The organism is Sphingobacterium sp. UME9 (assembly GCF_014170215.1).
GTDB lineage: Bacteria > Bacteroidota > Bacteroidia > Sphingobacteriales > Sphingobacteriaceae > Sphingobacterium > Sphingobacterium paramultivorum.
The window spans coordinates 347,618-364,856 of the sequence record NZ_LZZP01000013.1 but is presented as its reverse complement, the minus strand read 5'-3'; the positions used below and the strand labels follow the sequence as shown (position 1 = coordinate 364,856).

Here is a 17,239-nt window from a genome sequence, read left to right as displayed (position 1 = left end):
AAAAACAGTAAGACGAACCTGTTTATTGAATACTTTTTTTCTATTATTCGCTGGCGCTGTTTCAGCTCAAAATGCTTCCAACCAAGGGAGTTTGGAAACTGCTTTTCAATTACTGACGCAGCAACATGCTGTACATTTTTCCTACGATGCATCCATCGGACTGCAGCGACACGTTCCACTTCCCACAGCGAAAGAGAATATTGATACGTATTTGTCGAGACTTGCTTCAACGCTTCAGTTGCGCTTTCAGCGGATTAAGCATTCAAATCTGATAGCCGTCAGCAAGGCGCCAAAACCCATACAATTAAGAGGTGTAGTGAAAGATGCCAAAACAGGCTTGCCTATGGCCGGTGCGACTATTATGCTACGCAAAGAAAACAAAACCTATTTCACCGATAGTTTAGGGCGATATCGCATACTGACAGCAGCCGAAAATCGCGGCGAGGGAATAGGCGTACGTTACTTAGGTTATCAGAATTACGACTTCAAGGTGGATACCGCTGTACAGCAGATCAATCTGTCACCTTTAGATCAACAGCTTGAAGAAGTATTTGTTAGCAGTACCTACGAAGCGCCTAAACTGCGCGAAGAGATGATCGGAAGTGTCTATACCGTCAGCGCAAAGGATTTACAGGCCGATCGCCCTATAGAGAGTGTCGATAAGATGTTGGAAGGATTGGTACCGGGATTATATGTCGAACCCAGCACTTCCTTGGGCACATCCGTTAAGCTCCATATCCGAGGACAGGGAACATTGACAAACCTGACAAGCAATACTGGACGATCAACCTCATCGCAGCCTTTGTACGTGGTGGATGGTGTCGTTGTCCAAGAACAGGAGATTGGCGACGCCAGTTCGCTTTTTAATGGCGAAACATTGCTGAACCCAATTGCAGGAATCAATCCGTTAGATATTGAATCCATTTCGGTACTTAAGGATGCTGCCGCAACCGCAATCTATGGTGCTAATGCAGCAAACGGTGTGATTTTAATCACCACCAAGTCTGGGCGGAGCGGCAAGCCGCAGTTGACAGCGTCATATAATACCGGTGTATCCACATTTATCAATCGGATGAAATTGCTCTCCGGGCCGCAATACTATGAGCTACTACGGGAGTTCCATATCAATACGGGTAAAACCGAGAGCGAAGCAACGCGTCTGGCGGGTAGCAATACCATTGATACAGATTGGTTTGGACTGACTTCACGCAATGCACGCTATGATAATGTAAATCTATCACTTTCGGGCGGAAAAGGTAACGATACGTATTACCTCTCTATGGGCTACCGCAATCAACAAAATGCCAGTCCGGGAAATGGGCTGAAGCAATACACAAGCTCCATGCGTTATTACAATCAGTTTAGTGATAAACTGCAAATGACCACGACTATATCGCCGACACTGATGCAGCGTGAGGGGCTCGACCAATTTGCAAACGCTGCTTACATGCCTCCCAATATAAATCCCTACAAGGAAGACGGAACTTACAGTACCTTCTTAGGGCTCGTGAATCCTGTCGCAGCGCTGGCTGAAAATACAGATAAAGCCTTGGCTTTTACAGGGACTGCACGGATTGAACTGCAATATGCACTGTTACCCTTTTTAAGCCTGCGCGGAGCTATCGGCGGGAATATGCTGCAATCCAAGCAGGAAACTTTTCTTTCAGGCATAGCCGGTGCTTCCACAGCCAAAGATGGGCGCCTCCGCATCAACGATCGCACGACGTACAACTGGACCTCCATGTTACAGCTAACCTATAGCCCAAAATGGCTAAACGGGCATCGTTTTGTTGGTATTGCGGGGATAGAACTAAAAGATCAATACAGCAAATTATTAGTGGGCCAAGGTACCGGCTTTACTTACGATAGGGTCATCTCACTCGGCCTCGCAAGTTCGACACAGTCGTCTTCCTCTAAAATCTCGGATGCGACAGTATCCAACTATGTACAAATGAATTACGACTATGACAAGCGATTTTATGCTTCTCTGAGTGGCCGTGCAGATCAGTCGTCCATGTTTGGTGGTGACAAACAGGTCGCACTCAATGGAGCGCTTGGATTAGGCTGGAATATCAGCAACGAAAAATTCATGCAACCCGTTGCAGCAATTGATTTCTTACGTCTTCGAGCCAGCTTCGGAACCACAGGGAATTCGCGGATCGGATCATATGCTTCCAGAGGGCTTTATGAATTAAACAACGTGACCTATGGTGGACAAATGAGTGCAACTCCCTCTTCTTCCGCTGCCGAAAATACAGATCTAGGTTGGGAAACGAATATCAAATTCAACTTCGGTTTTGACTTGAATGCCTTCAATAGATTACGTCTTGTATTGGACCTTTACCGGAATAATATCCGCAATCTCATTACAGACATCAGTGTGCCATTAGAAACAGGATATGGCAAAATGCCAGTCAATTCGGGCAATATGTACAATCAAGGGCTCGATTTAAGCATTGCCTATCAATGGCTTAAACAGTCTAAGGTAACCTGGAACAGTACCCTTATCGGTGGTTGGAATAGAAATAAGGTGACCTCCTTTAATAATCCACTCATTGAACAATATGCAGCAAACTCCTCCGATAATGTAGGTATAGGTCAGCGTGTGGGATACAGTTCAACTTCGCTCTGGGGTATCAAATGGGGCGGTGTAGATCCAAGCACCGGAGTGGAACAATTCTATACCCCTGATGGAGAGCTGTTAAATCGGACTGAAATACGGGCAATGGGTCAGAACGCTTACCAATTACTAGGCAATTCGATGCCTGATTTTCAAGGAAGTATCATCAACAATCTGGGCTGGAAGGGTTTTCAGTTCACCTTCAATATACAGTATAACCTTGGTGGCAACAAGTTTGCATCGACAACCTACTTACGGGATGGCAATAATCTGGCAAACTCCAATATGTCAGTCAACCTACTGGATCGTTGGCAGAATGCGGGCGATATCACTGCAATCCCCAAACTTAATTCAAGCTCACCACTCAACAATTCCTCCCGCTATTTGTACAGCATGACTTATCTCAAGCTGAGCAACGTATCCTTAAGCTATCGCCTGGCAGATCGATTGACCAAGCGCATCGGCATAGGGCAGACAGCTTTGAGCTTCAATGTTACAAATGTACTTTACTGGTTCAAAGACAAAAGCCCCGCTGGCAGAAACGGTATCCGCGAGTATAGGTTTGTCTATCCCGAGACACGTAATTTTTCGATTGGCCTACGCACCACACTTTAATCCTTTAATAATTTGAGCTATGAACATAAAGACGCTAAGTATTGCTTTTCTTGTCACTTTAGGCACAACGGGCTGTTCAAAATTTTTAGATAAAGAACCGGAAAACAAAGTATCGGTCGACCTGCTTTTTTCAGATATGCAGGGTGCTAAATCGGCTTTGGCGGGAGTTTACGAAGACCTATTTCAGTCAACTTATTACAATGGCTTGCGTATGGTTTACCCAGACCTGCTTGGCGGAAACTTAACGTTTACCGTAGCGAGCAAAACGACACTTTCGGATGTTTATTCCTTTGAGACAGATGCCGAAAATGGCTCGATGAACAGTCTATACAGCTATCAGTATACGCTACTCAATGCGATCAATAATATCATAAAGCGTGTCCCAGCGATGCAGAATGTCAGTGAACTCGAACGTAATAACGTAATGGCCCAGGCCTATGGTCTGCGGGCATTGGTTCATTTCGATCTTGTGCAGTTATATGCGCAGCCTTATCGTTACACCGAAGATGCTTCACATCCGGGCATCATATTGGCCAAAACGACAATTGTACCCAATGAGGCACAGATTGCACGCTCCACAGTGGCAGATGTATATCAATTTATACAGGCTGATTTGTCCCTCGCTGATTCTTTATTTGCCAATAGCAAAGCTGTATTTGAAGGCAATGCCAAAATATATATGAGCTTACAGGCAAGTAAAGCACTCCAAGCCCGATTAGCATTAAATCGCAACGACTGGGAAAAAGCTTACCAGCTAAGTGCCGAACTGCTCAAAGCGAACTATTCGCTATATACCAATGCTGAGTATATCGACAGTTGGAAACAGGCCAACACCAAAGAATCTATATTCGAATTGGCTGTGCCGAGCAATTATTCCAGTAACTCAATCGGTAGTTATTATGTCAATGATTCAGGCAACTCCTACTATCAGTTTGGACCAAGTCAGGATCTACTCCATTTGTATGGGCAAAATGATGTGCGTGCTCAGGGCGGAATATTTAAATATCCAACTATACAAACTGCAGTAACAAGCGTCAAGTTGATCCGTCTTTCCGAAATATATTTGATTCATGCCGAAGCGGCAGCTGAACTTGACTATGCTAATGAAGCTATTTCAGACCTAAATGTCATCAGACTACGCGGGAATCCGCAGCTCGGCGCTTATCTTTTCAACACAAAAGACCTGCTGATCAAGGAGATCCTTGACGAACGTCGTCGTGAGCTCTGTCTTGAAGGCTTCTTATACCTGGATCTGATGCGTAGAGGTCAATCCGTTATGCGCAATGACTGTACTGGTGCAAACTGTAATGTCACTTATCCAAATGATCATATGGTACTGCCTATTCCACAACAGTCTGTACTCTCCAATTCACTGATGAGACAGAATCCCGGCTATTAATCACTCAATAAAACACAAATTAATAAAACAACACATGAACAGTTTAAAAGCAATCCTTAAGTTATCCAAGCTCGTCACTATTTTCAGCATCTTATTTTTTACCATGTCCTGTAGCAAGGACAGTACCGTGACTCCTGAGCCCGAGTATGTCCCTAAACCAGATAATAATGCCGTAGCTGCATTTACCAGTACAGATGCTTATTTCGAACTCTATATCTATCGCTTCGATGATGTCACACAAACATGGGGCAAACGTATCCGATCCCACTACCCAACGGTATCTTCAACAGACCCAACCTATATGGGCTTTACCAATCCTTTTGTGACAGATAGCGGGGTAAACCTTTTCCAGATGGTCACGCTTTACAGCGATAAAATCGGCTCAACAAATATCAAAACGGCGGGTATAAATGTCGATCAGGTATTGCAATTTCTACCAGATGAGAATAATAATAAAATTGGTAAAGTGACTGTAAAAGAACAACAGGTAAAAATCTATAAGAAAACCGAATCCGCAAAAGAACGGAAAGATATGGAGTTCTTTGAGGTTGGTATCAGTGGCTCGGGAACCTATGATCTAAATGAAGGTGTAATCGACTTGGAAGTGAATTTTAACGAGTCTGCGATCGGAGGAGCAAATAAGGTAACCCGTAAATACAAATTGAGTACCAAAGCGTTAGAACTATAAACAACGAATGATACGAAGAGTACTTGTATTTGGTTTATTGGGAGTCGTCCTGATCTTGCTGGCTTTTGTGCAGGATCAGGATATTCCTGATATTGCGCTATGGCGCAGATTGTATGCTTCCGGCGACAGCAGGCAATGGCCGACTCCCCACCTAGATGATGATGTAAAAACAAATTTTGTGGATATCGGCTCACTGCCCGATGTAGAATACCCTTTGGACAATCCCTTTTCCAAGGAAAAGTCAGCGCTGGGAAAATTATTGTTTTTCGATCCCAGACTTTCAGCGACCAAACAGCTGGCCTGCGCAAGCTGCCACGATCCGCAACTGGGCTGGGGCGACGGCAAAAGCTTAGCAAATGGGCACTATCGACGGGTAGGAAAGCGAAATGCAATGACCTTGTATAATGTTGGATACTACCATACTTTCTTTTGGGATGGACGATCTCCCTCCCTGGAAGCCCAGGTATTATTCCCATTGACCGATAGCGTTGAGATGAACACCGCTCCGGAAGTAGCTGTACGTCATATTCAGGCAATAGCCGGTTACAGGCCTTTGTTCAAATCAGCCTTTGGAGACAGTACGATCAGTATCTCGCGTATTCAACAGGCTATTGCAACTTTTGAGCGCGGCATTCGTAGCTACAACAGCAAATTTGACCGCTTTATTAAAGGAAATAAAGATGCCATGACGGATGACGAGGTCTGGGGGCTTCATCTTTTTCGGACTAAAGCACGCTGCATCAACTGCCACAATACACCGTTATTTTCAGATAATCAGTTCCATAATGATGGTCAAACATTATATGGTACCAGGCAGCAGGACTTTGGACATTACCATATCAGTGGCAAGCAGGAAGATATAGGTGCATTTCGAACGCCCTCTTTACGGGAAATCACCCTTACAGGACCTTGGATGCACCATGGTAATTTTCCAACATTACTGGACGTCGTACAACTTTATAATCTAGGTAATCCTGAACCCATACAGCGGAGCGTTACGATAGATCCTAAAACCAAACCCATTCATTCGGCGAAGCTGAAAAAGCTGAACCTCACAAATGAAGAAATTAATGCTGTACTTAAATTTCTAGGGGCTATCAGTAGCAGTACACAACAGCGTATAGCGATGCCAAAATTGCCCGATTAAACCAAAATAAATAAAAAGAGAAATCCAGCATTAATACGAAGATAAATAAGGTGTCAACCTAGTCTTCTTAAAATAACATGTGCTTATCGCTTTAAATGAACAGCGTAAAAAACGAAGGCAGCACAAAGCCATAAAAAATCCCCATCGCATGATGGGGATTTTTCTTACCGGGCTCTCCTTATATTTCCTTTCGATTATCGTCCGATTCAATATCGATCAGTTTATTGTAAGGATCTATACCTACCTGTTCGGGTTTTTGATCAACAATCAGCGTTATCGTATTGTTGATTCGATCGATTTTATGCTTTTTTAGATAAAGCTCCTGACGTTTATTACCGTCTTTGCTTTTCTTATCCGAGAAAACACCTACCTCGATATAGTCTGTCAATGGTAATGATTTCAGAGTCACACGATCTGATTTCTTAAAGGACAGCGGCTGTCCACCTTCGTCATTGTAGCTCTTTTTCCCATTGCCATCTACGCGGTACTTGGACACTTCAAATTGGATATCAACCTGGTATTTACCATCCTTAAGTTTCTTTGAACTTACTTTTTCTATTTTATTGTTATACAGAGTGATCGTTTCAAACATATCTTTAATCAGGTAACGTAATGAGTCAGGTGTCGCCTGTCTAAAACTATCCACAAACTCTGATGAAGTTGTATACGGTGGGTTTTGAAACGCTGTACGTTGTAAATAAGATTGGGCTGTCCTGTTAAAAAGATCCTCGCCCAGATAATCGCTCAAGGCATAAAGCACCAGGGATCCCTTTTGGTAATGGATGTACATTTGATTTTCATTATACATCAACGGCTTTTCACCTAGTTTTTCTGCACTTCGTCCTTGCAAATAGCCATCGAGCGCATCTTTGAGAAACTTACGCATCTGCCCTTTGCCATATCTTTTTTCCAAAACCTTGAGCGATGAATATTCAGACATACTTTCGGACATCAATGTAGCCCCTTGCACATTGGCTCCTACCACTTGATGTGCCCACCACTGATGTGCAATCTCATGGGCTGTTACCGCGTAGGGATAATCGACCGCATCTTCTTTCTTCTCATTGACATCAGCAATAAAACCGATCGCTTCGGAAAAAGGAATTGTATTTGCAAAGGACTGCGCGAAAGTTCCCGCTGTGCGCGGAAATTCAATAATACGCAATTGTCGATGCGGGTAAGCACTGTATTCTTTCGTATAGTAAGCCAAAGAAGCCTTACTGGAAGCCATCATCCGATCGAGGTTATAGGTATGCCCTTTATGGTAATAAATCTCCAAATTAACCCCGTTCCACTTATCTTTTTTGACTTCATATTCGGCCGAATTAAAAGCAAAAAAGTTCAGGATTTCCGAATCCATTTTATATTGATAGTACTTACGACCATCTTTTTCCCATTGTTTTGTGAGATAGCCCGGAGCAATAGCCAACTGATTCTTGGCCGTACTTACTGTAGCTTCAAAACGGATCCAATCGGCATCGTTGGATATATAGTTATTCTGCAGAGCCCTTTTGTCAGTCTGCGGAGCCATCCTATCGCGATACGGAAGTCCATACTTTTTGCGGACATCATTATCTACCAACTCGCCCCGGTCAAGATAGCCTATATTCGGAAACAGCATATTGTTGATAAATGTACCATTGCCCTTCACAGGCGATTTTTCATTTATCCAGGTATTGGCCGGACTAACAGTACTAAATTTCAACACAATAGAATCGCCCGGAGCCATAGGCTTGTCCAGTTTATAAATATTGAAATTATATTTATCGTCGGCAGAGATCAATTTATTTGGTACACTTAAAGAAAATGTATAATCGTAATTATTGTAATTGACAAAAATAGAATCAATAGGTGTATTGGTCTTGTTTTTTAATACATAGTCCGCATGCGCTTTAAAACTTCGCGTATCGGGAAAAATATCCAGATTAAACTTAATATCCACGACACGGGGCTGCGGCCTGTACTGGTATTTCTTATATTTTTTTTCCCATTCTACAGCCTGTTTTTCATGATCTAAACTGGTATAATATGGATTTTTAATGTGGTTTTCGTAATATATTGCAGCACCGATGCCAATAAAGCCCACAAAGGCAAAAATGAGCATTGCCGTTGTTACCGGCCCTAAATTCGCCTTAAAAATACTCCATCGCTCCCGAACTCCCGAAAAACCACCTCTTCGCCATAACAGCAGGGCGATGACAGCAAAAAACACCGCAAAAAGCAGCCAATAAACCCGATACGTTAAAAACGGAAGAACATAGCCGAATCCATCCATATCCGAGTAATCCAGATCTGGCCCCTGGTTAAACTGATAGATCTCCTGTTCTACACCGACCATGGATAAAAATGGTAATCCAATAAAGAGGGTCAATAACACAAAAAATCCAGCCAGGTAATTTTTGAAAAGCGTATGTACAAAAAGTGAAATAAACAGCCAAACCAAATTTGACAGCATACTATACACCATCAGATGCATCACATATTGTCCAATTTCAAAATTATAATAGTGATGGTACACCTGGAAGCCCATGCAGGTCGCAATCACAACGGCTAGCAAAGTCAATTGCATCAAAAGGATTGCGATAATCTTCGATCCCATAAAAGCCCAGTTGGGCGTCGCTGTTGTATCTAACAATCCCCCCATCCGCGTAATGCTTCCGCGGTGGACAAGAAGTCCTGTAAAAAGAAACGTCAGGATCAGCAGGAAAAACTTAAATGTAGTCCCCGGGATCATCAGCATTTTCCAGGTCACCGGATAAGTCGACGTTCCGAATATCGAGCCAATGGTGCTTGCCATCAAGATAATAAACAATACCCCTACTAAACTCAATATTAAAAACACCGGATTTTTGACGATATAGCGATAGTCGTATCGCGCCATTGTCCATGTTGTTTTCAAATAATGAAAGGTCGAAAAATCATAGTTTACTTTAGGTAGATTGATTTTGAAGATACTATCAAAGTTATTTTTGGTTAAACGGGCTCCTTTTTTCGATGATTTAAAGGAAATCGAATGTTGTGAAAAAGAAAACAACATATAAAACCCGCCAATGAATAAGGCTGCGACAGCGAGCCATATTAACCGGTTATAAATAACAGCTCCGGTAAAGGGAAGATTATTGACATTCTTCTCATCTGGAGACCAGTATTGGGTATAGTATGAGATGGCACTATCCCCAAAAGGATCTATCAATGCCCCCACAAAACGATTGTCCATATTGTTCGCCAGATTCTGAACCAGCACCTGAAGAATAATAAGGATCAACACCGCGACAAAACCAACGTATACGTTTCGTGTCAATGTTACCAGCACAAAGATAATTGCACTAAAAATAAGGAGATTCGGGATAACCTGTACAAGATAGGTCTGTAAATACGCCCAAACATGAATTGGCCCCAATAAGGATTGATTGATGCCTGGTACAAATTGTGCGACGATAATCCCCAAGGTTGAAGCAAATACAATAACCAATACAACAGCTACTGATCCAAAGAATTTACCGAGTAGATAGTCCGTTTTTGAGAAAGGGTAACTGAAAAGTATCGTATGCACCTGGTATTGAAAATCCCGGTAGACGCAGGCTCCAACAATGGACGGTATCAAAAAATAGATAATAGTCGACATGCCATTAACCATACCATTAATCGCCCATGGAGAATTCATAATGGTGTTGGATGAGGTCGTTGCCGTTATACCGTCAAAGATGCCGAGCGAAGACAACATAATAAACAGCGAAAGCGCAAAGAAGAGTGCCATATAGATGTAGACGGCAGAACTCTTAAACCAACGCGCAAACTCAAAATGGAAGATGGCTTTAAACATGGCGTTGATCATTTTTTAGCGCTACAAAATAGACATCCTCCAATTGGCCTTGAGCGTTCACAAATGATTCATCGGGACGCACATCGCTGTATACCCGAATATTGAGTGTGTTGTCCTGATTGTAATTGGTTGAAATAACGTTATATTTTTGTGTATACTCATCCAGTTGATCCCGACTGATGATACGTACCCAGATCTTACCATCCAATTGATCGATGGATTCTTTAGGAGTGCCTCTCAAAAGAATCTTTCCCCCATTCAGAATGGCCAACTCATGACACAGTTCACGCACATCATCCACAATATGTGTAGAAAAAATGACGGTATGATCTGTACCTATCTCCCGTAGAACGTTCAAAAAGCGATGTCTTTCCGCGGGGTCAAGCCCTGCAGTCGGTTCATCTACAATGATTAACTTGGGATCATTCAGCAACAATTGCGCAATACCAAAACGTTGCTTCATCCCGCCCGAGTAACCACTTACGCTTTTATTGCGCACGTCCCAAAGATTGGTTACCTCAAGAACACGATTGATAATGGCATCCCGATCGGCTTTCGATTTAATTCCTTTAAGCTTTGCAAAATATTGCAGCAGATCTGATGCAGAGAGATTGGGATAAACACCAAATTCCTGTGGCAAATAACCCAAAACTTTCCGCAAATCGAGCTGATTTTTGAGTACATCAATATCACCAAAAGTAATACGGCCACTGTCGGGTTTCTGAAGTGTCGCAATTGTCCGCATTAAAGAAGACTTACCTGCTCCATTGGGTCCCAACAAGCCAAACATCCCAGGCTTAATTTCTAAGTTTACACTGTCTAAAGCTTTCACCCCATTAGAATAGGTCTTACTAAGGGTTTCTATGGATAAATTCATAATTTATTTTAACTGTTAATAATATGTTAGTATACCAAAACAATGATATGTTACATCAATATAGTAAAAGTTAAAAACAAACGAAAATGAAAGGCTTCCAATAGACACATCTGCAGGCAAAAAAACTGTTTTTGCTTTTGGACAAATACCCTAAAAAGATGAGTCTCCAGGCGGCTCAGATAGCATTAAAAGATCTACTAAAAACTTCGCAATAATGGCTGTGTACTACATCGAAAGGATCCGCCAAAGCTACGGCTGATCTGGAAATCAACGTATTCAACATGGACACCACAAGCGGAGAGCTTATCTCCAATATAGCCAAACACAGGATCTGTCACATAGACTGTCGGATTAATAGGTAGACCATTCGTTGCTAGCAAGCTCGCCTCATTCAAATTGACCACAATTTTGTCCCATGTTTTCAGTTTTTGGGGTATCCCATAGGGTAGCGCTTCCTCACAAACGATCATCAATCCTTCGCGGATCAGTCCTAGTGCACAGTCCAAATGAAGTATATTGGGATGAAGTTTCACTTCTTCAACCTGATAACCATAAGGCTGTAATAGTTTAGCGAGCCACTTAATCCCAAGGCTGTTTGAGGAAAGCCCAGAGTTGCCGACAAAAATATGTTTACCGTATACCAGGATGTCGCCTCCTTCTATAAAAGGGCCATGCCATAATCCCAACTCCTCCTCCGCCGCCATGGCAGGTCTTGGCGCGGCCACATAAAGGCAGTCACTGTGATAAACTTCACGTTCCAACAGATCGCGAATAGGCCATATTTCATTGCGGCGCTGCATAAAACGGATTGACCCCTCAATAACGGCATTTCCGATGGTGAAAAATGGGTCTCGGACAAAGAAATTAGAATACCCGTGTTCTCCTCCGGACACTTTTTCAAGTGTTGTTAGGTTACGTGGCCGCAACACTTCAACCCCATATTTCTCCAACAGCAAAGCAAAATTATGGCGCTCTTGTTCCCATGCCTTTTGCAATTCGGGATGCACTTCTCCAAAATCTTTTCCTGCATTGGCATCGTCACCCTCCAGCGCAGTGGAAGATAAAAACCGAAGATCTTCAACCTTCATCATTTCCGGAAAGCCAAATTCAGAAACCGTAAGAATAACTTTCTTTAAAGGGGCAAACTCATTTTCTACAAAGATCATAGCACTGATTTTAAGTCCAATTTGCTTTTTTTTATCAAAAAAAGCAAATGTATAGGAAAGCGGAATCTAAATTCCTAGAACCCAGCGCACATTGAACAAATCAGTTACTTCAATAAATTTCTGCTGCTTATCAAAATCTATTCTTCTTTTTTGTTGGGATGTAAGTCTTTCAATCAATTCCCCACGCTCGGAAATATCCCGACAGGGCAAAAACACAGCGACGTAGTTTCCCACTCTCCGCCCCTCGTTGTGCACCAAATCAGAGCCGTAAATTGCGATACGCCCGGAAATAAGAGTGGCACTCACTACAGGTATTTCAGCATAGCCCTGCAAGGGTTCGTCGAACATATCAAAATGTAACGTTCCCCCAAAACAGGTCTGATAAAATGTAAGTGCCGCTCTACAATTTCCTGAGAATGTAATGAAAATTCCGCTTTGCAAGCGTTCCATTTGTTGAACTAACATCATATCAATTGGCTATGCATCCGGTATTTCAGGCTCTACAAGTTTTCTCATTTTTTCCAACGATTCTTGCCATCCAAGGTAGCACATCTCGGCAGGAATAACCTCAGGAATTCCAGTCTGTTCAATCTTAAGTTCTGTACCACAGATCACTTTACGCAAGGAAACAGTCGTAATCATTTCACCCGGTAAATTGGGATCATCAAATCGATCCACGTACTTGATAAAGGTATCTTGCTCAATCTCAAGGTACTCACCACCAAAAGAATGGCTATGACCGGTACTAAAATTAATGAAAGTCATTTTGAAAGTTCCGCCTACCTTAAAATCCATTTGCTGTACTGTACAGACAAAACCATAGGGAGGTAGCCAGGTGGCATGTGCTATCGGATCTGCGAAAGCACGGAATACCTTTTCAGGACTTGCCTGAATAATTCGATGTAATGAAACATGATTCGTTTTCATATCTATATTGTTTATAAGTGAATAACCATTGCTTATTTTTTGTTTTACTCGCTATCAGTACATTCTTTCAGTACATTCTTTCAGTACATTCTTTCAGTCCAATACAATCCGGTAAACTTGCTACACTACTGAAGTCTGATGATATGCTCCTGTACCAGCTGTCTCTTTGTTGCTTAAACGAGTAATCTTGGCCTGATAGAAATAAGAAACAGCAAGTATCCCCAATACTAAAATGGGCATCACCATAAATGCTGCATTTTTGTCAACACATGCATGACTAATAAAAGCAAATATTAAATTGAATGTCAATCCAGCATAGGCCCATTCTTTTAATTTGGTCGGAACCTGCGGTACTGCAATTGCGATAACGCCCAACAGCTTACAGATAATTAAAGCATAGGCAAAATAGTCGGGATACCCCAATGGTTTTGTACCTGCATTGATATATTGCGGCGCAAATAACAGTGTTCCAAGTGGCATCAGTCCTTCCCAGAGAACTATAAATACCGTTGCTATCCAAAAAGCAATCTTGTTCTTTTTCATTGTATAAGTCGTTTGTATAAATGTATAATTTCATTGATGATCAGCCCTGAACCCAAGAATTACTAATTCGCAGATTCTACATAGTTTACGAAGTTATTTAGGATAGCCTGCCAGCCCGATTTTTGGAATTCAGGATCATTTTCCTGTTCCGCATCAAAAACTGTAATCACACTGGTTTTTCCTTCCACTTCTGAAAAAAGCGTATTTACAGTTCTTCCATCAGCCATGGTATACGCAATTTCCTTGTATAAATTTACCGTATGGTAGGTTCCTTCGAAGTCAAATCCGAAGCTTCCATCTTTTGCCTCCATTCTATTTTTAAAAGTACCATCCACGCGAAGATCATTTTCACTGCTTGGGCAGTGCCAACTCGGGTCTGCCGAGTTCCATCGCATAATATCCGTCGGACTGTTCCATAATTTCCATACTTTTTCTACAGGAGCATTAATCGTTGCTTCAACTGTAATTTTTGTCTGTCTTTCCATTGTTTTTCTATTGTTTATATTGATATAACAAAGATGCAAAGGATCACAACATTGCGGCTGTTGCAAAGACGACAACTTTAGGGGTAGATTACGACAAAAACTATTTGTACCTTTATATCATAAACCAAAAATGATATGCAAATCTCTGTTTTTGTTCCCGAATACGGCACTATCGAAGGTATTACCCCTGCGTTCAGAACCTTTCATACGGCCAATGAATTTCTAACGGCCTTTGGAAAACAGCCTATTTTTGAAATCGAATATGTAGGTTTAACGACTTACGTTCCGGCCAATAGTGGGGAGTACACCATCAAGACAAACCGGCTACTACAGGACGTTCAGAAAACAGATCTGCTTATCATACCGCCTATTTTTGGCAACATAGAAAAAGGAATACGTGATAATGCCGAAGCGATCCCTTATTTCACAAAACTGTACCACAAAGGGGCTAGTCTTGCCAGTCTATGCGTGGGTGCTTTCCTGCTCGCTGAGACAGGTCTTTTAAATGGAAAAAAATGTTCGACACACTGGGCACATATTGAAGAGTTCAAGGAAAAATACCCCCACATTGAAATTGAGGATGGCGCCGTGATCACTGAACATGAAAATATCTACAGCAGTGGTGGCGCGAGCAGTTTATGGAATCTGATCCTCTATTTAGTGGAAAAGTATTCCGACAGGGAAACAGCCGTACTCATAGCCAAATATTTTGCGCTGGATATCAGCCGGGATAATCAATCGCAATTCGCCATATTCAGAGGTCAGCGTAATCATGCTGATCTGGATATCCAACAAGCTCAAGACTATATCGAGAAGAAGTACGAGGAGAAAATTACAGTCGAAGAACTGGCCAATCATGTCAATATTGGGCGGCGAACATTTGAACGGAGATTCAAAGAAGCAACCAACAACACGCCTGTCGAATACCTGCAACGCGTACGCATCGAAGCTGCAAAAAAATTCTTCGAAGCATCACGAAAAAACGTTTCCGAGGTGATGTTTGATGTAGGCTATACCGATACAAAAGCCTTTCGGGATATTTTTCGAAAAATTACAGGCCTTACACCAATAGATTATCGAAACAAATTTGCCAAAGTGACTGCTGATGTCGCCATTGAGCAATAAGCTGTGATAAACAATAAAGCCACTCCTCAGAGTGGCTTTATCATTGCTCGAATTCCTTATATTTATTTTAACATCATTTCCCGAATATACTTCACGGGTGAATTACCAAAACTTAGGAATTTTTCATTGAACGCCTTCAAATTAAACTGTTTCCCTTCTTTTTGTTTTACAGCTTCCCTAAGGTCATAAATTTCTTTATATCCCGTAAAGTAAGACGTCAGCTGCACACTGCTCACAGACACACGTTTCCATTTACCGGCTGCTTCGGCCTGTTGTTGAAACGCTTCATCAACCAACAAATGCATAGCGTCTTTTTCACTCATATTTTTCACATGGACGCTATAATCGAGTATAGCATTGCACACGGTACGCAGATGCCATTTGTACCACATCAACCACATTTCAGGAGCATTGTCACCGTAACCGTTTTCGAGCATCATTTGTTCGGTATAGACAGCCCAGCCCTCAATCATTGCACCATTACCTAAAATACTCTTGATGAGGCTCGGCGATTGGTTTGCATATACCAATTGGGTATAATGGCCCGGAATAGCTTCGTGGATATTGAGTATTTGCAAGATATAATGGTTATACTCCCGAAGGTAACTTTCCGTTGCCTCTTTGGTCCAGCCTGTCAGACTGCCCACATTGTAATAGGTATTCCCACCTTTATCGTATGGACCAGGTGCACTGATTGAAGCTCCCGCAACACCAGCCATATAAGCAGGCTCTTTGCGCACCACAAGCGGCTTGCTATCATCGATGTACAATAAATCCTTTTGTTTGACAAACGCTACCAGCTTAGGTATCTGTGCTTCGATAGCGGATTGAAACTCTTCTGCTTTAACATGTTTGACAGACAGGGTGTCGATCATTTTTCGAATGACAAGCAAACTATCTGACGGCAAGGATGATTTTCCAAAATATTTAGGCCACAGCTCTTTGCTGATTTTATACATCTCACCATGTAAATAGCTTTTTCTTGCTAGAGCAGCCTGATAAATCTGTTCGGCCGTTGAACCCGATTGGATATCGAAATCAAATTTCTTGTCGTAAAGTTCTTTTCCTAATCTAAAACTTCGCGGAGAAGGATTAGGTGTCACTTTTAAAAATTGCACATATCCGTTGATCGCCGCAATAGCTTGTTGCGAAGCCTTCTGGATGGCATCCTTTTCTGAAGCCGGCAGATCGGACTTTTTCAGTGAATCCCGCAAATCGCTTTCAAAAACAGATAAACCGCCCAAATTCTGTTGAATTGCCAAATCGGTCAATACCAAGGCCGGATTTTTAAGCTGTCCTTTCGCGGCCTCATAATAGGCCGGAATCTTCGTCAAACGTTGATAAATTGCTTTAAGTCGGGTCGATAATGGTGCATAATTCTCGGCAAGCATAAAAGCGATCGTCCCCCCAACATTGTACGAAGAAGGATTCCACTCATACGCGCGCTCTTTCTCAATAGACCAAACATTGGATTCAAGATAGTTTTGAATCAGATGATAATCTGTTTGCTGAGAAAGATTCAAGGTGCTCAGATCAAAACTTTTGAGGCTGTCCAAATGTCGCTTTGAAAACTCCATACGTAGTTTTCGCGTATTGGCATCCGGAATTGTCAACAAGGAATCATACTGATGGAACCCTACTTGGGTAGCCCATTCCGGATTTTCTTTCCAAAGCTGCTGAATAAAGCGGTCCTCATACGATTTAAATTTTTCATTCACAGCAGTATCAGCAGCAGATTGTCTGTTATGAGTTCCCGATCCACAGGAAGCCATCAGGCCCAATCCAGCGATAGCAAGGGTATATGTTATAAGTTTCATTGGAGTA

13 protein-coding genes are annotated in these 17,239 nt (G+C 42.2%); 5 read left to right on the top strand and 8 right to left on the bottom strand.

From position 1 onward, the window contains the following. Nucleotides 1-25: 25 nt before the first annotated feature. Genes A9970_RS20620 through A9970_RS20605 form a run of 4 tightly spaced genes read left to right on the top strand, consistent with a single transcriptional unit; the run spans nt 26 to nt 6,469 of the window. On the top strand, nt 26-3,235 hold the full coding sequence (locus tag A9970_RS20620) for a SusC/RagA family TonB-linked outer membrane protein (protein WP_182983512.1): 3,210 nt from the start codon (nt 26-28) through the stop codon (nt 3,233-3,235). A gap of 19 nt (nt 3,236-3,254) precedes the next feature. After that, the gene (locus A9970_RS20615) at nt 3,255-4,634 is read left to right on the top strand and encodes a RagB/SusD family nutrient uptake outer membrane protein (protein ID WP_182983511.1); all 1,380 of its coding nucleotides are present in this window, start codon (nt 3,255-3,257) and stop codon (nt 4,632-4,634) included. 34 nt (nt 4,635-4,668) lie between these two features. Further along, entirely contained in the window at nt 4,669-5,322 is a 654-nt protein-coding gene (locus A9970_RS20610) for a hypothetical protein (protein ID WP_182983510.1), read from the top strand. A gap of 7 nt (nt 5,323-5,329) precedes the next feature. Continuing rightward, a complete protein-coding gene (locus tag A9970_RS20605; RefSeq protein WP_182983509.1) occupies nt 5,330-6,469 on the top strand; it encodes a cytochrome-c peroxidase in 1,140 nt (379 codons plus the stop codon). 178 nt (nt 6,470-6,647) lie between these two features. Here A9970_RS20605 and A9970_RS20600 read toward each other — a convergent pair whose 3' ends face one another. From A9970_RS20600 to A9970_RS20570, 7 genes are all read right to left on the bottom strand, one after another. Beyond that, nucleotides 6,648-10,292 carry a M1 family aminopeptidase gene (locus A9970_RS20600; RefSeq protein WP_182983508.1) on the bottom strand — a complete coding sequence of 1,215 codons (3,645 nt, stop codon included), beginning with the start codon at nt 10,290-10,292 and terminating at the stop codon, nt 6,648-6,650. After that, on the bottom strand, nt 10,285-11,169 hold the full coding sequence (locus A9970_RS20595; RefSeq protein ID WP_182983507.1) for an ABC transporter ATP-binding protein: 885 nt from the start codon (nt 11,167-11,169) through the stop codon (nt 10,285-10,287). Before A9970_RS20595 ends, A9970_RS20600 begins: the two co-directional genes overlap by 8 nt. A 197-nt stretch (nt 11,170-11,366) precedes the next feature. Then, on the bottom strand, nt 11,367-12,335 hold the full coding sequence (locus A9970_RS20590) for a dimethylarginine dimethylaminohydrolase family protein (RefSeq protein ID WP_182983506.1): 969 nt from the start codon (nt 12,333-12,335) through the stop codon (nt 11,367-11,369). Between the two features lie 66 nt (nt 12,336-12,401). Further along, entirely contained in the window at nt 12,402-12,803 is a 402-nt protein-coding gene (locus A9970_RS20585; RefSeq protein WP_182983505.1) for a glyoxalase/bleomycin resistance/extradiol dioxygenase family protein, read from the bottom strand. Nucleotides 12,804-12,812: 9 nt separating this feature from the next. Continuing rightward, nucleotides 12,813-13,262 (bottom strand): SRPBCC family protein, encoded by a 450-nt coding sequence (locus tag A9970_RS20580; RefSeq protein WP_182983504.1) that lies wholly within the window; start codon nt 13,260-13,262, stop codon nt 12,813-12,815. A 120-nt stretch (nt 13,263-13,382) separates the two neighbouring features. Then, on the bottom strand, nt 13,383-13,805 hold the full coding sequence (locus tag A9970_RS20575) for a DoxX family protein (protein WP_145330114.1): 423 nt from the start codon (nt 13,803-13,805) through the stop codon (nt 13,383-13,385). Nucleotides 13,806-13,867: 62 nt separating this feature from the next. After that, nucleotides 13,868-14,290, bottom strand: coding sequence for an SRPBCC family protein (locus A9970_RS20570; protein ID WP_182983503.1), 423 nt, complete (start codon nt 14,288-14,290; stop codon nt 13,868-13,870). A gap of 135 nt (nt 14,291-14,425) precedes the next feature. Between A9970_RS20570 and A9970_RS20565 the strand changes: the two genes are divergently transcribed. Continuing rightward, on the top strand, nt 14,426-15,415 hold the full coding sequence (locus A9970_RS20565) for a GlxA family transcriptional regulator (RefSeq protein ID WP_182983502.1): 990 nt from the start codon (nt 14,426-14,428) through the stop codon (nt 15,413-15,415). A 62-nt stretch (nt 15,416-15,477) separates the two neighbouring features. Here A9970_RS20565 and A9970_RS20560 read toward each other — a convergent pair whose 3' ends face one another. Beyond that, complete coding sequence (locus A9970_RS20560) at nt 15,478-17,232, bottom strand: DUF885 domain-containing protein (RefSeq protein WP_182330820.1); 1,755 nt, start codon at nt 17,230-17,232, stop codon at nt 15,478-15,480. Nucleotides 17,233-17,239: the final 7 nt, after the last annotated feature.